The following is a 14,389-nucleotide window of genomic DNA, read 5'->3' as shown; positions in this document are numbered from 1 at the left end:
CGGCGACTTCGCGCTTTAAAGGGCGACCAGGGCAAGGCTGGCCGTGACCGCGCTGAGCACCAGCAGAACCAGCGACGGCAAGGTGCCCTTGGCCGTGTCGCGAGCTTTGATGTGAGTCGCGACGGCGCCGGCCATGAGGAGCGCCAGGCCGAGCGCGGCCGCGACGCCGAGCACTCCGACCCACAGCCCGACGACCAGGCCGACGGCTCCGACGATCTCCAGCCCGCCGATGACGCGCATGAGCCCGGTAGGCACGCCGAGTCTGGCGAGCTGAGCCGCCATTTCGTCCTTGCCGGAGACCTTCGGGAAGCCGGCTCCGGTAAAGGCGAGGGCCAGCAGGACGGACAGGACGGCGGTGGCGATGAACATGGTCGCGGGTCTCCTCACGGGCATTTACTTCAGTGGCTGAACTGTTTTCTATCAGAAGTTATTTCGGGCGCGCCAACAAGGGTGGCCCCACCGGGGACGATCAGCAGCGATACGAGCACGGCGCGCGGGCCGGTGAGGCCGACCGCTATCAAGCAGTGTTCTGCCGCCGGTGGCGCTGCCAGGGGAATCTCCATCGCGTTCGCCGTGCTGGCGGCGAACAGCGTGGGCGAGTGACGCGGACGCACGCCGAGGCCCGCCGTCGAGCCGAACGGTGAGCCGGGCGGTTTACGGCAGCCATGGCGAGCGCCTGTTCCGGGTGGGTCTCGGTCGCCGACGACACCCGCCGATGCGGCGTCGGCCGCCTTGGTTTCGCCGACGGCATCGAGCCGGGCAGAAGCGGGACGGGGAGAGGGCGAACCCTCTCGGCCGCCCGCGGAGGTTCAGCGCCGGATGTCGGCGCCGGCCACTGACTGAGCCGTACGCAGGAGCGACAGCAACTCGGTCCGCTGGCTGGCATCGAGCACCGAGATGATCGGCGCCCTTTCGAACAGGCGGGCCAAGAGGCGATCCCTGAGCTGCTGTCCGCGATGCGTGAGGAGAAGCCGCTTGGCCCTACGATCCTCCGGGTCTGGTTCCCGCCGCAGGAAGCCACACCGTTCGAGGGAGTCGGCGATCGCGGTCACATGGGACGGCTCGCAGCGCAGATGCGCGGCCACCTCCCCCATGCGCTGAGGCTCCTGGAGATGGATCAGCGTGTGAGCCTGTGGGACGGTGAGCCCCACGTCGGTCGCGGTCTCCTCGAAGTGCGCGCGTAGGGCCATCGACACGGCGAACAGACGCTCCACGATCTCCTGGCCCTCTGGGTCCGGCCACTCGATTCGTATATCCGCCACGACTCCCCACCCCGCTTGCTCCACCCCCTGAACTATTCCACGCCCGGCACGATTCCCGGAATGGCGCGTGAGGCAGGCCATCCTGCCTCTCACGGGTGTGGTGAGGGGAGGGATGCACCGCGGCCGGGCGGACACCCGTGTCACCGGGCTGGACATCAAGCCACTATGCCGAGGCCCTGGGAAAGCCATAGGTGCGGCCTGAGGTGCGAAACCAGTCCTCATCGAGGTCCTCGCAGCTCAGGCGCCCGACCTGGCCGCAGCACTGGCGGAGGCCAAAGCCGCCGAATCGGGACACCTCAACCTGGATGGCACCGCGCTCGTCATCCTCCGCCTCGAGCACGGCAGGCACACCTGACCGTAGATCACACTCGGCAATGATCCGTTACGCGGAAAGGCTCAGTGCGCGGAATTGTTTGCGGGTATTTGTGGTGAATTGTCATCCGAATTCCGGCGTTTCAGCAGCGCGACGCCGAGGGAATTCAGGCCGGCACCCCATATCAGGAGGACGGCGAACCACTGCGCCCACATGAGAGGAGCCATGGGGCCGGAAAGCAGGTTCTGAACCGACGGGTACGGCGTGAGCCAGCCCCGCGCGGGCCGGAGAACCTCGACGGCGCCGAGCACGGCCCAAAGGCCCATCGGCAGAACGACGGTGGCGAGGAACGCGACGACGGGCGGCCGTAGCAGGAGGCCCAGTCCGGTGCCGACCAGTTGGGCCGTCATCTGCACCAGCACGCCGCCCGCCGCGATGGCCCCGATGTGACTCCACGGGGCGTGGGCGGTGTCGGTCGCGCTGACCGCGAGCATGGCCGCGCAGATCAGCGCCCCGAAGACGCCGACGACGGCGGCCACCGACAGCGCGCCCAGCAGGGTCGGGACGGCGCGGACGGGGCGCGGCGCCCGGCGCAGATCGCCGACCATCAGGACGCCGAAGAACGGCACCGCCACCGACATCGCGCTCTGCACCGGACCGGCGAGCGCGGCGAACGTCCAGTCGGGGGACGGCGCCGCCACGGCCACCGCCAACGCGGCGGACAGGCCCGCCAGCAGGGTGATCGCGGCCAGCCACTTCCGGGGGAGCGTTCCGACCGAACGCCGGATCACGTCGAGAGTGGTCCCGACTGAATAAGTGGCCGTTTCCCTGGCCTCCAACCGGTTTTGCCGCAAAGCTGGTACTCCCGTTCCTTCGGCGCGTATTCATATCCGGACCGAAATAGCGTTCGCCATCACGTCGGCTGAATATCACGATATCCGGATAACAGAGTCCGGCCGAGGAAGTTCCACGACTTAAGGGGCACTAGACGCGCTGAATGGCACCGACCACCGCAACCCCGCACACCGGCTCCAGGTACCGGGCGCTGGTCATCGGTCCCACGTCGACCGCGTCGAACCCCAACTGGGTTCCCAGTTCGACGACCACCTTCCTCGCCTCGGAGTCGTCTCCCGCCACGGGCAGCAGCAGCCGGCGGCCGTCCAGTACGGGGGTCGCCATGGTGGCCGCGAACACGACCTTCCCGCGCAGCGCCGCCTTCACCTCGTCGTCGACGCCCTGCACCGCCGGGTAGGGCACGGCCAGTACGACGATGTCAGCGCGGGCGGCCTGGGCGGCCGCCCGCTCCGGGGGCGCCGAGTGATCGCGCTCTGACAGACCACGTCGGCGTCGCGGACGTCAGGGATAGATCTTCTTGTGCTCGGCCAGCATCGCGACGTACTGCTCGATGCGGCGCGCCCGCGTCTCGGGCTTCTTGGCGTCCTGAACGCGATACAGCACCGCGAAGCGGTTGCGGCTGTCCAGCGTCGCGAAGAACGCCTCCGCGGTGGGATTCTCCGCCAACGCGCGGGCCAGGTCGTCCGGCACCGTGGCGCTCCGCGATCCGTCATACGCGGCGTCCCAGCGGCCGTCTTCCTTGGCGCGTTCGATCTCGAGCAGACCCGGCGGCTTCATCCGGCCCTGCTCGATCAGCGCGTTGGACTTGTCACGGTTGACCTTCGACCATCTGCTCTTCGGTCTGCGGGGAGTGAAGCGCTGCAGCCAGTGCCCATCGTCGAACTTGGCCTTCTGTCCGTCGATCCAGCCGTAGCACAGCGCCACGTCGAGCGCCTGCGCGTAGTCCAGCGAATCGACGCCCGCCACCTTCTTGGCGAGCTTGAGCCAGATCCCGGGCGACGAGTCGTGATGGGCGGCGAGCCACGTCTCGAACGACTCGGCCGACGGAAAAAAGAGGATCTCTCGGTCGTGAGCCACCGCAGTAGTCAACCATGCCGTGGCACACGGTTGGCGCGGTCGGTGGCCGGGCTCGGGTGATGATCGCGCATTCCGGAAAATCACCGTGGGCAGGGATGTCTCGGCCATTAGGGTGCGTTCGTGGACACTCTGGAGAACCTCGTCATCACCGGGCGGCTGCGAGTTCCCATCGACGCCCCCGTCGACTCCACACCGGGCTGGGGCGAGGTGGCCGCCCGCCAGCTCGACGCCGCGCTGCTGAGCGTCGGCTTCACCTGCTCGGCGGCCCTGCTCGAACGCCTGTCGCGGCTGCCCGGCGGGACCGTGGTCGATCTCGGCGTACGGGTCCTGGCCGGCGTGCGCCGCCTGGTCGGCGACCACGTCCAGCACAACGCCTACTTCATCGACTTTCCCGCGAATGTGCCCGACACCCTGGAGTTCTGGGCCGGTCTGCTGCGCGAGGCGCTGCTCGACCCGGTCGCCGCCGCGCGCGTCCAGCCGTCCACGCTCGACCTGCTGACGCTGCCGGGCTACGGCCGCTACCCGCACGCGTACGCCGACCTGCTGGCCGCGCACGCCGAGCTGATCCCGCTCGCCGGGGACCGGGTGACCGTGCTGGAGCCGGGCGGGAGCCTGGAGTCCGAGGCGCGCGACCTCTACTTCTCGCTGGCGGGCGCGGAGACGCCGCTCGCCGCCGAGGACCTGGCGGCCCTGCGTACCCTGGCGTCGTTCTGCGCCGGCCAGCCGGAGCGCATCCCCGTTCGCGAGAACCGTGCCGTCATCAACGAGGTACGGCTGGCCGCCGGCGAGCCGCTGCTTGTCGACACGGTGACCGACGTGCTGCGGCTCGCCTGCGGTTGCTCCGGGGGCGACGTCACGCTGGCCACGCCCACCAGGTTCCGCTCGTTCCGCCGCGCCGAGCGCCGTGCCCTCCTGCGGGCCCTGGACACCGTCGCCACCCCGGCCAAGCTCGGCGACGTGCCGCGGCACAGGGAGCAGTGGAAGCGGCTCGGCGAGCGGCTGCATCCCCACGAGTACCCGCAGTTCCCGCGTGCCGCCGGCGTCTTCGAGGTGGCCAGGGGCGTACGCGGGGCCGCCGGCTTCGACAGCCGCGTCGAGGCCGCCCTGTCGGCGGGCCGCACCGCCGACGCCGTCGAACTGCTGGAGAAGGCGCCCGGCGCGCTGCTGCGCCGCCTCGACCACCTGCTGCGTACCGGCGACGTGTCCGCGTCGGCCGTACTCGACGCCGCGGAGCGAGCCGCGGCCGGCGCCTCCGGCCGCGTGCTGCTGTCCCTGCGCGAGCACCTGCAGAACCGGCTCGCCCCCGCCGCCGGCCGCGTCTTCACCAACCGGTACGGCAGGGCGTGGGCGGCGGCCGACTCCCGCCCGCCGCTGGAGGTGGACCTCGTGTCGCGGGCACTCGCCGTCCTGGACGAGGAGATCGCCCGGCGCCTCCCCGACCCCGGCGAGCTGATCGTCGATCCCGACGTGCTCGACGTCGCCCTGCCGCTGTCCGGCAAGGCCGTCTCACCCGGGCTCGGCATGCTGCCCCGCGGTTCGCTCTCGCGGGTGGACGGCGAGCTGCTCAGGTTCTTCGTCCACTGGCGCCAGGCCGAGCGGCGCACCGACTACGACCTGTCCGCGCTCATGCTCGACGCCTCGTACGACAATCCGACGCACATCTCGTGGACGAACTACGCCAACGGCTTCGCCGTGTACTCCGGCGACCTCACCGAGGCGCCCGCGCCGCACGGCGCTTCGGAGTTCATCGACATCCGTCTCGCCGACGCGACACAGCCGATCATCATTCCCCAGGTCAACATCTACGCGGGTGAGCAGTTCCACGAGGCCGCCGAGGCGTTCTTCGGCTACATGACCAGGGACGCCGAACAGAAAGGCCGGCCATTCGAGCCGCGCACCGTACGCATGAAGTCCGACCTGCGGGGCTCCGGCCGGGTCGCGCTGCCGCTCGTTTTCCTCCGCGGTGACGACGGCGACTGGCGGGTGAAATGGCTGCACCTCTACCTGAAGGGGCATCCCGGCTTCAACCAGGTCGAGGGCAACCGGGTCACCGCCTCCCTGCTGGTGCGCTCGATCGTGGAGCGCGACTACCTGCGGGTCCGCTACCTGGCCGACCTGCTGCGGAAAAAGGCGTCGTCGGCCGGGCACGCCACGTACATCGGGCTGGAGGCTCCGGAGGGCCTGCCGGCGGGGTCGCGGGCGTACACGCCCGCGACGCTGCACGAACTGATCCCCGCCTGATACGGTGAGGGCACCGTGAGGCCATGGGTGAGCTTCCTTCTCGCATTCTCATTAAGAAGCTCTAGTTCTCCCGCTTTCCTCGCGTTCCGGTCGTGAGGCCATTCGAGGGCTTCCTTCTTACCTGGTTCGAATCCAGGTAGGCCCCAGTGGGCCTGCCGGTCTTCTAGCTCCCGAGCCTTCCTCACGACCGCACCATGGCCTCGTTCCGCCAGAGCGGCGATTCGCCCACCACCGCCTGGGCCGTTCACTCCTGATGCCTGCGCACCATGCCGGCGGCGAGGGGAGCCCCGGCGAAGTCACCGGCGACGATCCGCGCCGCCACGGTCCGGCGTACGAGCCGGTCGGCCAGGCGTGGGGCGTGCCTGGCCACCGCCATCTCGACGCGTCCGCGGGCGGTGGTCGCCACGTCCCGCGGGGCGCGGCGCGCCGTCAGCGCGCGGACGATCGCGTCGACCACGCCCTCCACGGGCTCCGGCCGGGACACCGCGTCGAGGGACAGGCCGGCCTGCCGGGTGCTGTCGTGGATCGGGCTGCGCACCATGCTCGGATAGACCGTCGTCACGCCGACGTGCGTCCCGACTTCGAGGCGGAGCGCGTCGGCGTAGGCGGCCAGCGCGCGTTTCGAGACGCCGTACGCGGCGGCGAGCGGCAGCGGCAGGACCGCCATCCGGGAGGCGACGAACACCACCCGCCCCCTCGCGCGTACCAGATGGGGCATGACCGCGGCCGTGACGCGCCAGGCGCCGACGAGGTTCAGCCGGAGCTGCGCGTCCACCTCCTCGTCGGGGGCGAGCTCGGCCGGGGCCGGTCCGCCGCGACCGGCGTTGTTGACCAGCACGTCGACGCCGCCGAGGAGTGCCACGGCCTCCTCGATCGCGGCGTCCACGGACGTCTGGGACGTGATGTCGCAGGCGACGATCGGTATGCCGGAGTCCTCGGGGCGTACGACGTCCAGCCCGACCACGTGCGCGCCCTCCCTGACGAAGCGCTCGCTCATGGCCCTGCCGAAGGTGCCGGCCGCCCCGGTGACGAGGATCCGGCGTCCGGCCAGGCCGTGGCCGGATGAGGCGCGCAGCTCCTTCTTCATGATCCGGAGGTACTGGTCGATGTCGATCCGCATGTGCGGGCGCCGCTCGCCCCAGCGGGCCCGGGCGGCGGCGAGTTCGGCGGAGGCGATCTTCGCGGCCGTCTCGGGAGCGGGCGGCCGGTACGTTCCGGCGCGGAGGGCGGCCACCAGCCGGCCCTGCGCCTCGACGACCGGCAGGGCCGATCCGGTGGACTGCATCAACCCGACATAGCTGATGGACGTGTCGCCGATGGGGATGACATGGCGGTAGAGCAGCAGGCTCGCCGGATCGCCCGCCGTGTCGGCGTCGAGGAAGGGCAGCACCGCGCGGTATCCGGTGCACCAGATGACGTGGTCGACCTCGTCCACCCCGCCGTCGGTGAAATGGACCCGCGACCCGTCGAAACGGGAGATGCCGTGCCGGGCGAGCACCTTACCGGCGGCCACCAGCGCGGGTACGGAGTCGCTCAGGGTGGGGTGGTCCTGGAGCAGGCCCTGCCGGGGCGCGGGGAGGCGTGGTCCGGCGGGCCTCCTGGCGAGGATCCGGAGCATGGTCTGCGAGATCACCTGCCGTACCGGCCAGGGGAGCAGGGCGGCCAGAGCGCCGTTGAGCTGGTCGGAAGGACGGCCGAGCAGCCGTTTCGGCACCACCCAGACGCCTCGCCGGGCCGACAGCAGCACCGCCGAGGCATGGTCGGTCAGCTCCGAGGCGATGTCCATCGCGGAGTTGCCCGTGCCGACCACCAGTACGCGCTTTCCCGCGAACGCCGCCGGAGTGACGTAGCCGTGCGCGTGGGACCGGGTGCCGGTGAACGCCCCGGGGTACGGCGGGTCGGGGTGGCGCGGCACGTGGTTGTGGCCGTTGGCGACCACGAGATGCTCGACCACTTCACGGCTCCGCCCGTCCGGGCCGTCCAGGACCAGTTCCCACGACCCGTCAGGGGTGCGCCGCGCCGACTCGAGCGTCGTCCCGAACCGGAAGCGCTCGCCCACCCCGAAACGGTCGGCGTACGCGAGCAGGTATTCGAGCATCTGGGCGCGGGTCGGGTAGTCGGGCCACTCCTCCGGCATGGGGAAGTCGGAGAACTGCGTGCGCGGCTTGCTCGTGTTGAGGCAGAGCCCCTCGTAGGAGGCGGTGGTGTCGTCCAGCCGCCACAGGCCGCCGAGCCCGTCGGCGCGCTCGATGCCCAGTACGGGCACGCCCGCCTCGATCAGCGCCTTGACCGCGGCTATCCCGGCGGCTCCGCCGCCGACGACGGCGGTCATGCCCGGCTTTCTGGGGTCCATCGCGCACCTTCCGATTAATCCATCGATTGATGGAATTATTGGCGGGATGGGCCGCGCGCGCCAGGGGGTGCGTAGAGGAGATCGATCAGGCGGTGGGCGTAGGCGCGGAACTCCCGCTTCTCGCGGGCGACGGCGACCGCCCCGGCTCCCGCGGCGGTCAGCGCCGCCACGTGGCCGTGTGTCGCCCACACCAGGCTCCGCACGGTGACGTGGGGGGTCGGCTCGCTGATGAGGCCGCGCGCGGCCGCGTCCAGCAGGGCCTGCTCGATCTCGTGGTAGATCGGCAGCGCGTACGCCTCGTCCAGTGGAGCGTGACGGGTGGGGTCCAGCCAGCGGCGCAGCCACAGGAACGTGGTGTGCGGATGCTCGTCCAGGAAGTCGACGAACGTGTCCACGAGGCCGTGCATGGCGCCGACCAGATCGGAGGGCGACGCCGAGCGCGCCGCCTCCGCGACGGCGCGCACCGAGGGTTCGAGGGTCGCGCGCTCCAGTGCGAATACGCGGGCGAAGCACGCCTCGCACAGCTCCGCCTTGGACGGGAAGTGGTGGTGCACGCTGGAGACGTCGATCCCGACCTGTCCGGCGATGTCGCGCATGGAGACGCCGTCGAACCCGCGTACGGCGAAGAGTTCGGTCGCCTTCAGGAGGATGCGCTCGGGCGTGGCGGGTGCGGAAAGGTCACGTGGCGGCCGCCCGCGGCGGCGCGCGCGGGGCGCTCCGGCGTCTTCCTCGCTCGTCTTCATGCCCCAAGTCTGGTCGCGTCCGCGTCGGGCACGCAATCGATCGCCCGTTGGATTACCGATCGGAGGTCTCCGCCTGGGACCAGGGCGGGACGACCGGCCCGTCTTGGGACAGATCCCGCCGTGTCGAACGACGACCGGTGCATACAACCGGGAGGCGCGTGCCGGAGGCCTTCTTTCACGGGCTGTTGATTGCGATTTTCGCAATCAACAGCATAGGCTGCAGGTCATGGCCGGGGAGAAGACAGCAGCGCGAGTACGGCGACTGATCGCGGAAAGCGGCCTCACGCAAGCTGAGTTCGCCGGAAGGGCCGGCCTCGACGCCTCCAAGATGTCGAAGTCGCTCTCCGGTGTCCGGCGATTCACGTCGCTCGACCTCGCCCGGATCGCCGACCTCTGCGGAGTGACCGTCGACTGGCTCCTCGGTGCGGACCCCATCTCGCCGTCCCTGGCCGCACGAACGGCCGCATCCCCGTTGACCTCGGCCGACACCGCCATCCGCGAAGCCGAACGCCTCGCGCAGACGCGGGCTGACCTCGCATTCCTCGGATTCCGGCAGGACGTACCAAGGTTCAAGCTCGGTGGCGGGTCCTTCGTGGACCAAGGGACGAATCTCGCCGCCACCGCCGCCGAGCACGCCCTCAGCAGGCACGTGACGCTCTGGCAGTGCCGAGACCTGGCCGCAGCCGTTGAGACAGCGTTCGGAGTGGACGTCCGAGTGCACAAGCAGCCGGACGGATTCGACGGGCTTTCCTGGTCCGACGACGACTCCGCGCTGATCGTGGTGGCAACCTCTGAGGTTCCCGCCCGCCAGAGGTTCACGATCGCGCACGAGTTGGGTCATCTCCTCGCGCGAGACGACCAGAAGCTCAACGTGGACGTGAACATCAACGACGCCGAGCACAAGAAGAAGCCGTCGGAGAAGCGCGCGAACGCGTTCGCCGCGGAACTTCTTCTCCCCGCACAGATGCTCCGGGAAGAAGCCCGCCGTACGACCTGGAGCCGACAGGATTTCGCCGCGCTGACCTGCCGGTTGTGGGTCTCCCCGAGCACGCTCGCATGGAGATTGTTCAATCTCGACCTCATAGACCGCGGCCTCTGCGATTCCTTCCGGGGGATGACGGCAGGGGAGGCGGCGTCTCTCGCGGGGGAGTGGGAGTCCTTCGGCGAGTGGATCCAGCATGCGTCTCGCGCTCGCATCCCCGCTCCGTTGGTACGCGACACATTCCAGGCGTACGCCGAGAAGAAGTCCACACTCCGCCCGTTCGCGAACCTGCTCGACGTCGACACCGCCACGCTCCGACAGGCGATCAACGGCACGAGAGAGGATTCTCCCCTCGCGTCATGACCTGGTACTGGTTTCCCGACAACACAGTGCTCTGCAACTTCGCCGTCGTCAGGAAGTTGCCGCTCCTGCGACAGATCTTGCGCGAGCGTGGGCGTTGGACCGAAGCGATCGCCTTCGAGGCGGACAGATCCGCGCGTTACCACCCCGACCTGCGGACGGTCGCAGTGGAGGGGTGGCTCGGAGAACCGATCGAGATCGACATCGAGGAAGCGCATGTGGTTGAACGTGTGCGACGCGCGGTCTTCGGCGGCACACAGCAGGAGCCGTTGAAGCATCTTGGTGAGGCGCAAACGTGCCATGTCATCCGGCATTGGCCCGAGTTCGCCGGCTCGTACTGGATCACTGACGACTATGACGCCCAGGAATACGCCAAAAACGTGGGAATCACGACGCGAGATACCGCGGATTTGATCAGCGAGGGCGTGAACGAGGGGCACTGCTCGCGGAACGACGGCTACAAGATCCTTCAGCTCATGCGGCAGGAGGGCATGCACCTGCGGGTTCCGCCAAGCCAGGCGCACCTGTAGCCGTCCCGCGAGTGCGGCCAGGCCAGGGGAGCGGTGAGAGGTGGTCTGAAGGTTCAGGGCAGCAGGGTGCCGACCCGCTTGACCGTGCGGATCACCGGGGCGGTCTCCAGCTCGCGGACTCCGCTCAGCGGTGCCACGCGTTCGGTCAGGTAGCGGTAGAGGGCCCGCGTGTCACGGCAGGTCACCCCGGCCATCAGGTTGGTCGGGCCGGTGGTGGCGGCGACCACGTCGGCCTCTGCGTGCCCGGCCAGTGCCGCTCCTACCGCGCTCAGGGCCCGTGGCTCCACCTTCATTCACAACCAGGCCTCGGCGTGGTAGCCGAGCGCCTGGGCGGGGATCTCGACGTCGAAGCGCAACGCGCCGCCGGCGCGCAACTGCTCCAGCCGTCGGCGGGCGGTGGTCTGCGAGCACCCGGTGGCCGCCGCCAGCTCGCCGAAACCGGCCCGGCCGTCCTGAGCGAGTACGCGCAGCAGGGTGCGGTCCTCGCCGCTCAGATCGATCTCGTGCTCGTACGTGGGAGCCGGGCGTGGCCCACCTGGACGGGGTGATCACCTACGGCAAGCGCCTCACCGCCTTTCGGACGGCGGCCGAGCACGTGACCGCACATTTCGAGGACGGCACGACGGCGACCGGCGAGGTGCTGGTGGGCGCCGACGGCGTCAACTCCGCGGTCCGCCGGCAGTACCTGCCGCACGCCCGCGTCGTCGGCACCGGCCTCACCCAGCTCTACGGCAAGATCCCGCGCAGGTCGGCGGAGGATCTGGGCGGCCCGTTGATCCCGGAGCTGCGTTCCTACGAACGCGGGATGGTCGGCTCCGGCTTCACCGCGGTGCGTGCCTCCGCCGCCAACGGTGCCCGGATCCTCGGACAGGACCCGCTCCCGGCCTGCCCGGCGGATCCGCCCACCGTGCCCCCCGGCTGAGGCTTGGTCACAAGGGGCCTCAGGGGCCGTCCTTGATCACGTTGCTTCCGATGCTCGCTGTGGCATGGCGGGCCGATACGTTGGCCCGCATGGGATTGGCGGTATCGGTGGGGATCATCGCGGGGCTCGTCGGCCTCGATGATGAGGGCGTGGTGGGGTTCCAGTCGAGGCTGGACGGGTTGAGCGCGGCGTTGGCCGAGGAGGGCATCGTGTGGCGTGAGCCCGACGGTCCCCCGGGGGTGGAGATGCGCCCGCACATCGGCGGCTTCCCCTATTCCTTCCTGCACTACCTGCGGCGGGTGTTCGCGCTGGTCGACAACGACCAGCCGGTCACCCCGGCTCGCAGTGCGGACGACATCGACCGTGACCAGCGATGGGTCGAGTCGAGTTCCGTGCTGTTCGATTCGCATCTGCTGTGCCATTCGGACTGCGCGGGCTACTACGTGCCGGTCGACTTCGAGGACGTCGTGTTCCTGCCCGAGTCCTCGGGCGTCGACGGCGGTGGGATGGTCGGGTCGAGCCTGCGGCTGCTGCGTGAGCTGTGCCGGTGCGCCCCGGCGCTCGGCATCCGCCTCGACCCGTCCGCCTCAGCGGCGGGAGCGGACATCGGTGGTGTGCTTGCGGACGCGGAGGCGGCCCGCCTGTTCGCCCTGCCGCCCGAGGACTTCGCCACCGAGACGATGGTGTGGTTGACGCTGTTCGAGGCGTGCAGAGTCAGCGTTCTCAGCGGACATGCCGTCGTCTTTCATTGAGCACTGCTTCCGTGCCGTGGGGCGGGCCGGCCAGGGCGGTTGCCCTGGCCGGCCGCCGGTCTGGGCGGGAGACGGCACCGGCTCCGCGCCGGCGCCGTCTCCAGCCGCCATCGTTCAGGAGCTGTACGCCTCCAACTCGGAGAGCAACGCGGCCGCCCAACGGGTGTTGCCGGTGAACACCAGGCGCAGGTGCCTGGCCGCCGCCATGGTCGGCAGCGTGATCGTCACCTGGTTGCCCGACGCCGGATCGAAGGTGTAGTCACGGCTGTCCACGACCGTGTCGTAGGTGGTGCCGTCGGTGCTGGTCTGGACCGAGAGGGTCTGGGTGCGGAGACCGGCGAGGTGGTCACCGTGTACGACATCACCTGGACCGGTTGACCCGGCACTCGGGCATGTCAGGCCGAGGGCCGATCGCTCGGCCGGAGATTGTCACCGCTGTCCTCTAGCCTCCCGGTTAATCGATCAAGCCGGTCTTACCTGGAGAAGGCGGACATGACTTACCTTGAGCTGTCGGAGGACGGCGGCGGAGCGCACAAGTTCTACGAGACCGTCGTCTCCGGAACGCGGGTGACCATCACGTACGGGCGCATCGGCGAGGCGGGTCAGATCAAGGTCACCGACTTCCCCACCGAGGACAAGGCGCGGGCCGCGGCGACCAAGAAGATCAACGAGAAGCTGCGCAAGGGCTACGCCCCGGCGGTTCGCGGCGTGCGCCAGCGCAGGGCGGTCACCCGTAGGACCATCGCGAGCACCCGTTCCACCGCCCAGCAGGCGCCGGTCCTGTGGCGCTTCGACAGCGGCGCCTCCGCCTTCGGCATCTTCGTGGACGAGGAGCGCTGCTGGGTCGGCAACCAGCGTGGTGACGTGTACACCGTCACCCACTCCGGCACCGTGACCGGTCGCTTCCGCCTGCCGGACGGCGTCAAGTGCATCGTGGCCGACGACTTCTGGATTTACGCGGGCTGCGACGACGGCAAGGTGTACGACCTGAGCGGCAAGGTGCCGAGGGCGGCCTACGAGATCGCCGCCGACGTGGACATCTACTGGCTCGACATCCACGACGGCATCCTCGGCGTCTCCGACCGCGCCGGACGGATCACCACGATCGACTACGAGGACGAGTTCCAGTGGGCGCGTACGGGCCAGGGCGACTACGCCTGGATGGTCCGGTGCGACGAGGACGCGGTCTACCACGGCCACTCCGGCGGCGTGGCGCGCTACGACGCCTCCGACGGCGCCCTCGTCTGGCACACCCCGTCGGCTGACAACGTGCTGTTCGGGTGGCAGGAGGAGGACGCGGTCTACGCCGCGACCGCCCGCCGTACCGTCCACCGCCTGGCCAAGAACGACGGCCGCGTCGAGGCCGTGTACCGGTGCGACGGACCCGTCTACTCCTGCGCGACCTCGCCCGGCGGGCGCTACGTCTTCGCCGGCGACAGCCACTCCTCGGTGTACTGCTTCGCCGCGTCGGGGGAGCGGTTGTGGAAGCTCGGCACCGGGTGCGGATCGGCCTTCTCCATGCAGTTCCTCGACGACCGCCTCTACATCGTCACCACCGACGGCACCCTGGCCTGCGTCGACGCGAGCGAAGCGGCGATCGCCGCCGCGCGCCAGGGCACGGTGCCCGAGCCCGTCGACGTCAAGGCCGCCGCGTCGCTTCCGGTGGTGGAGCCGTCGGTCGTGCTGGAGACCGTCACGCACGCCGGCGACGGCGTGGTCGTGGAGTGCGTACGCGAGGGCGAGCGGTTGCGCGTCCGCGTGGCCAGCCCCGGCTACGAGACGTGGAACGTGCAGTTCCCCAAGGAGATCCGCGAGGCCGGCGCCCGCTACATCGTGGAGGGCGTACGCCCCTCCGGCCGGGGCGGCTTCTACCGCACATACGGCGAGATCAGGCGGCTCCTCTAGGACAGCCCGCCGAGCCCGTTTACCACCCGGGGCTATCGGACGATTTGGCTGGTAAACATGGGACATGCGGCGCAGCGCGTCACATCCGGCTGGC

Annotated in this window: 16 protein-coding genes; 6 read left to right on the top strand and 10 right to left on the bottom strand. The window is 69.9% G+C overall.

Features of this window, described 5'->3' with window-relative positions; translation table 11 throughout:
- Positions 1-15 precede the first annotated feature (15 nt).
- The 5 genes from AWQ68_RS17340 to AWQ68_RS17315 all read right to left on the bottom strand — a co-directional run bounded on the left by AWQ68_RS17340 (position 16) and on the right by AWQ68_RS17315 (position 3,507).
- The gene (locus tag AWQ68_RS17340; protein ID WP_066941560.1) at positions 16-369 is read right to left on the bottom strand and encodes a DoxX family protein; all 354 of its coding nucleotides are present in this window, start codon (positions 367-369) and stop codon (positions 16-18) included.
- A gap of 440 nt (positions 370-809) precedes the next feature.
- Positions 810-1,262, bottom strand: a complete 453-nt coding sequence (locus AWQ68_RS17335) for a MarR family winged helix-turn-helix transcriptional regulator (protein ID WP_169808936.1) — start codon at positions 1,260-1,262, stop codon at positions 810-812.
- 396 nt (positions 1,263-1,658) lie between these two features.
- Complete coding sequence (locus tag AWQ68_RS17325; protein ID WP_066941557.1) at positions 1,659-2,366, bottom strand: hypothetical protein; 708 nt, start codon at positions 2,364-2,366, stop codon at positions 1,659-1,661.
- A gap of 193 nt (positions 2,367-2,559) precedes the next feature.
- A complete protein-coding gene (locus AWQ68_RS17320; RefSeq protein WP_066941555.1) occupies positions 2,560-2,832 on the bottom strand; it encodes an NAD(P)-binding domain-containing protein in 273 nt (90 codons plus the stop codon).
- Positions 2,833-2,931: 99 nt separating this feature from the next.
- The gene (locus AWQ68_RS17315) at positions 2,932-3,507 is read right to left on the bottom strand and encodes a YdeI/OmpD-associated family protein (RefSeq protein WP_218006905.1); all 576 of its coding nucleotides are present in this window, start codon (positions 3,505-3,507) and stop codon (positions 2,932-2,934) included.
- Between the two features lie 120 nt (positions 3,508-3,627).
- Between AWQ68_RS17315 and AWQ68_RS17310 the strand changes: the two genes are divergently transcribed.
- On the top strand, positions 3,628-5,748 hold the full coding sequence (locus tag AWQ68_RS17310; protein ID WP_066941551.1) for a TerD family protein: 2,121 nt from the start codon (positions 3,628-3,630) through the stop codon (positions 5,746-5,748).
- A 244-nt stretch (positions 5,749-5,992) separates the two neighbouring features.
- Here AWQ68_RS17310 and AWQ68_RS17305 read toward each other — a convergent pair whose 3' ends face one another.
- On the bottom strand, positions 5,993-8,101 hold the full coding sequence (locus AWQ68_RS17305; RefSeq protein ID WP_066941549.1) for an SDR family NAD(P)-dependent oxidoreductase: 2,109 nt from the start codon (positions 8,099-8,101) through the stop codon (positions 5,993-5,995).
- Between the two features lie 35 nt (positions 8,102-8,136).
- Entirely contained in the window at positions 8,137-8,844 is a 708-nt protein-coding gene (locus AWQ68_RS17300) for a TetR/AcrR family transcriptional regulator (RefSeq protein ID WP_066941547.1), read from the bottom strand.
- Between the two features lie 226 nt (positions 8,845-9,070).
- Here AWQ68_RS17300 and AWQ68_RS17295 point away from each other — a divergent pair, with 226 nt between their 5' ends.
- Positions 9,071-10,189: a helix-turn-helix domain-containing protein gene (locus AWQ68_RS17295; RefSeq protein WP_066941545.1), complete on the top strand. Its 1,119-nt coding sequence runs from the start codon at positions 9,071-9,073 to the stop codon at positions 10,187-10,189.
- The gene (locus AWQ68_RS17290) at positions 10,186-10,716 is read left to right on the top strand and encodes a PIN domain-containing protein (protein WP_066941544.1); all 531 of its coding nucleotides are present in this window, start codon (positions 10,186-10,188) and stop codon (positions 10,714-10,716) included. The genes AWQ68_RS17295 and AWQ68_RS17290 overlap by 4 nt, the downstream gene beginning before the upstream one ends.
- Positions 10,717-10,769: 53 nt before the next feature.
- Here AWQ68_RS17290 and AWQ68_RS44265 read toward each other — a convergent pair whose 3' ends face one another.
- Both AWQ68_RS44265 and AWQ68_RS46180 read right to left on the bottom strand, forming a co-directional pair.
- Complete coding sequence (locus AWQ68_RS44265; protein WP_084464104.1) at positions 10,770-11,009, bottom strand: Lrp/AsnC ligand binding domain-containing protein; 240 nt, start codon at positions 11,007-11,009, stop codon at positions 10,770-10,772.
- A complete protein-coding gene (locus AWQ68_RS46180) occupies positions 11,010-11,144 on the bottom strand; it encodes a hypothetical protein (RefSeq protein ID WP_373281528.1) in 135 nt (44 codons plus the stop codon). It abuts the gene before it with no gap.
- A gap of 98 nt (positions 11,145-11,242) precedes the next feature.
- Here AWQ68_RS46180 and AWQ68_RS43575 point away from each other — a divergent pair, with 98 nt between their 5' ends.
- Both AWQ68_RS43575 and AWQ68_RS17275 read left to right on the top strand, forming a co-directional pair.
- Positions 11,243-11,638 carry a hypothetical protein gene (locus AWQ68_RS43575; protein WP_066941542.1) on the top strand — a complete coding sequence of 132 codons (396 nt, stop codon included), beginning with the start codon at positions 11,243-11,245 and terminating at the stop codon, positions 11,636-11,638.
- A gap of 89 nt (positions 11,639-11,727) precedes the next feature.
- Entirely contained in the window at positions 11,728-12,390 is a 663-nt protein-coding gene (locus AWQ68_RS17275; RefSeq protein ID WP_066941727.1) for a putative DNA-mimic protein, read from the top strand.
- 114 nt (positions 12,391-12,504) lie between these two features.
- Here AWQ68_RS17275 and AWQ68_RS40910 read toward each other — a convergent pair whose 3' ends face one another.
- Entirely contained in the window at positions 12,505-12,789 is a 285-nt protein-coding gene (locus tag AWQ68_RS40910) for a discoidin domain-containing protein (RefSeq protein WP_084464101.1), read from the bottom strand.
- Positions 12,790-12,882: 93 nt separating this feature from the next.
- Here AWQ68_RS40910 and AWQ68_RS17270 point away from each other — a divergent pair, with 93 nt between their 5' ends.
- A complete protein-coding gene (locus AWQ68_RS17270) occupies positions 12,883-14,295 on the top strand; it encodes a WGR domain-containing protein (RefSeq protein ID WP_066941540.1) in 1,413 nt (470 codons plus the stop codon).
- Positions 14,296-14,389: the final 94 nt, after the last annotated feature.

It is taken from the genome of Microtetraspora fusca (assembly GCF_001570365.1).
Taxonomy (GTDB): domain Bacteria; phylum Actinomycetota; class Actinomycetes; order Streptosporangiales; family Streptosporangiaceae; genus Microtetraspora; species Microtetraspora fusca.
This window is presented reverse-complemented; position numbering and strand designations above follow the sequence as displayed.

Bases quoted from the DNA above. Each gene is read 5' to 3' on its own strand.
- AWQ68_RS17290 (WP_066941544.1), top strand. From the start codon at position 10,186: ATGACCTGGTACTGGTTTCCCGACAACACAGTGCTCTGCAACTTCGCC.
- AWQ68_RS17270 (WP_066941540.1), top strand. From the start codon at position 12,883: ATGACTTACCTTGAGCTGTCGGAGGACGGCGGCGGAGCGCACAAGTTC.
- AWQ68_RS17300 (WP_066941547.1), bottom strand. From the start codon at position 8,844: ATGAAGACGAGCGAGGAAGACGCCGGAGCGCCCCGCGCGCGCCGCCGC.
- AWQ68_RS17340 (WP_066941560.1), bottom strand. From the start codon at position 369: ATGTTCATCGCCACCGCCGTCCTGTCCGTCCTGCTGGCCCTCGCCTTT.
- AWQ68_RS44265 (WP_084464104.1), bottom strand. From the start codon at position 11,009: ATGAAGGTGGAGCCACGGGCCCTGAGCGCGGTAGGAGCGGCACTGGCC.
- AWQ68_RS17275 (WP_066941727.1), top strand. From the start codon at position 11,728: ATGGGATTGGCGGTATCGGTGGGGATCATCGCGGGGCTCGTCGGCCTC.
- AWQ68_RS17305 (WP_066941549.1), bottom strand. From the start codon at position 8,101: ATGGACCCCAGAAAGCCGGGCATGACCGCCGTCGTCGGCGGCGGAGCC.
- AWQ68_RS17295 (WP_066941545.1), top strand. From the start codon at position 9,071: ATGGCCGGGGAGAAGACAGCAGCGCGAGTACGGCGACTGATCGCGGAA.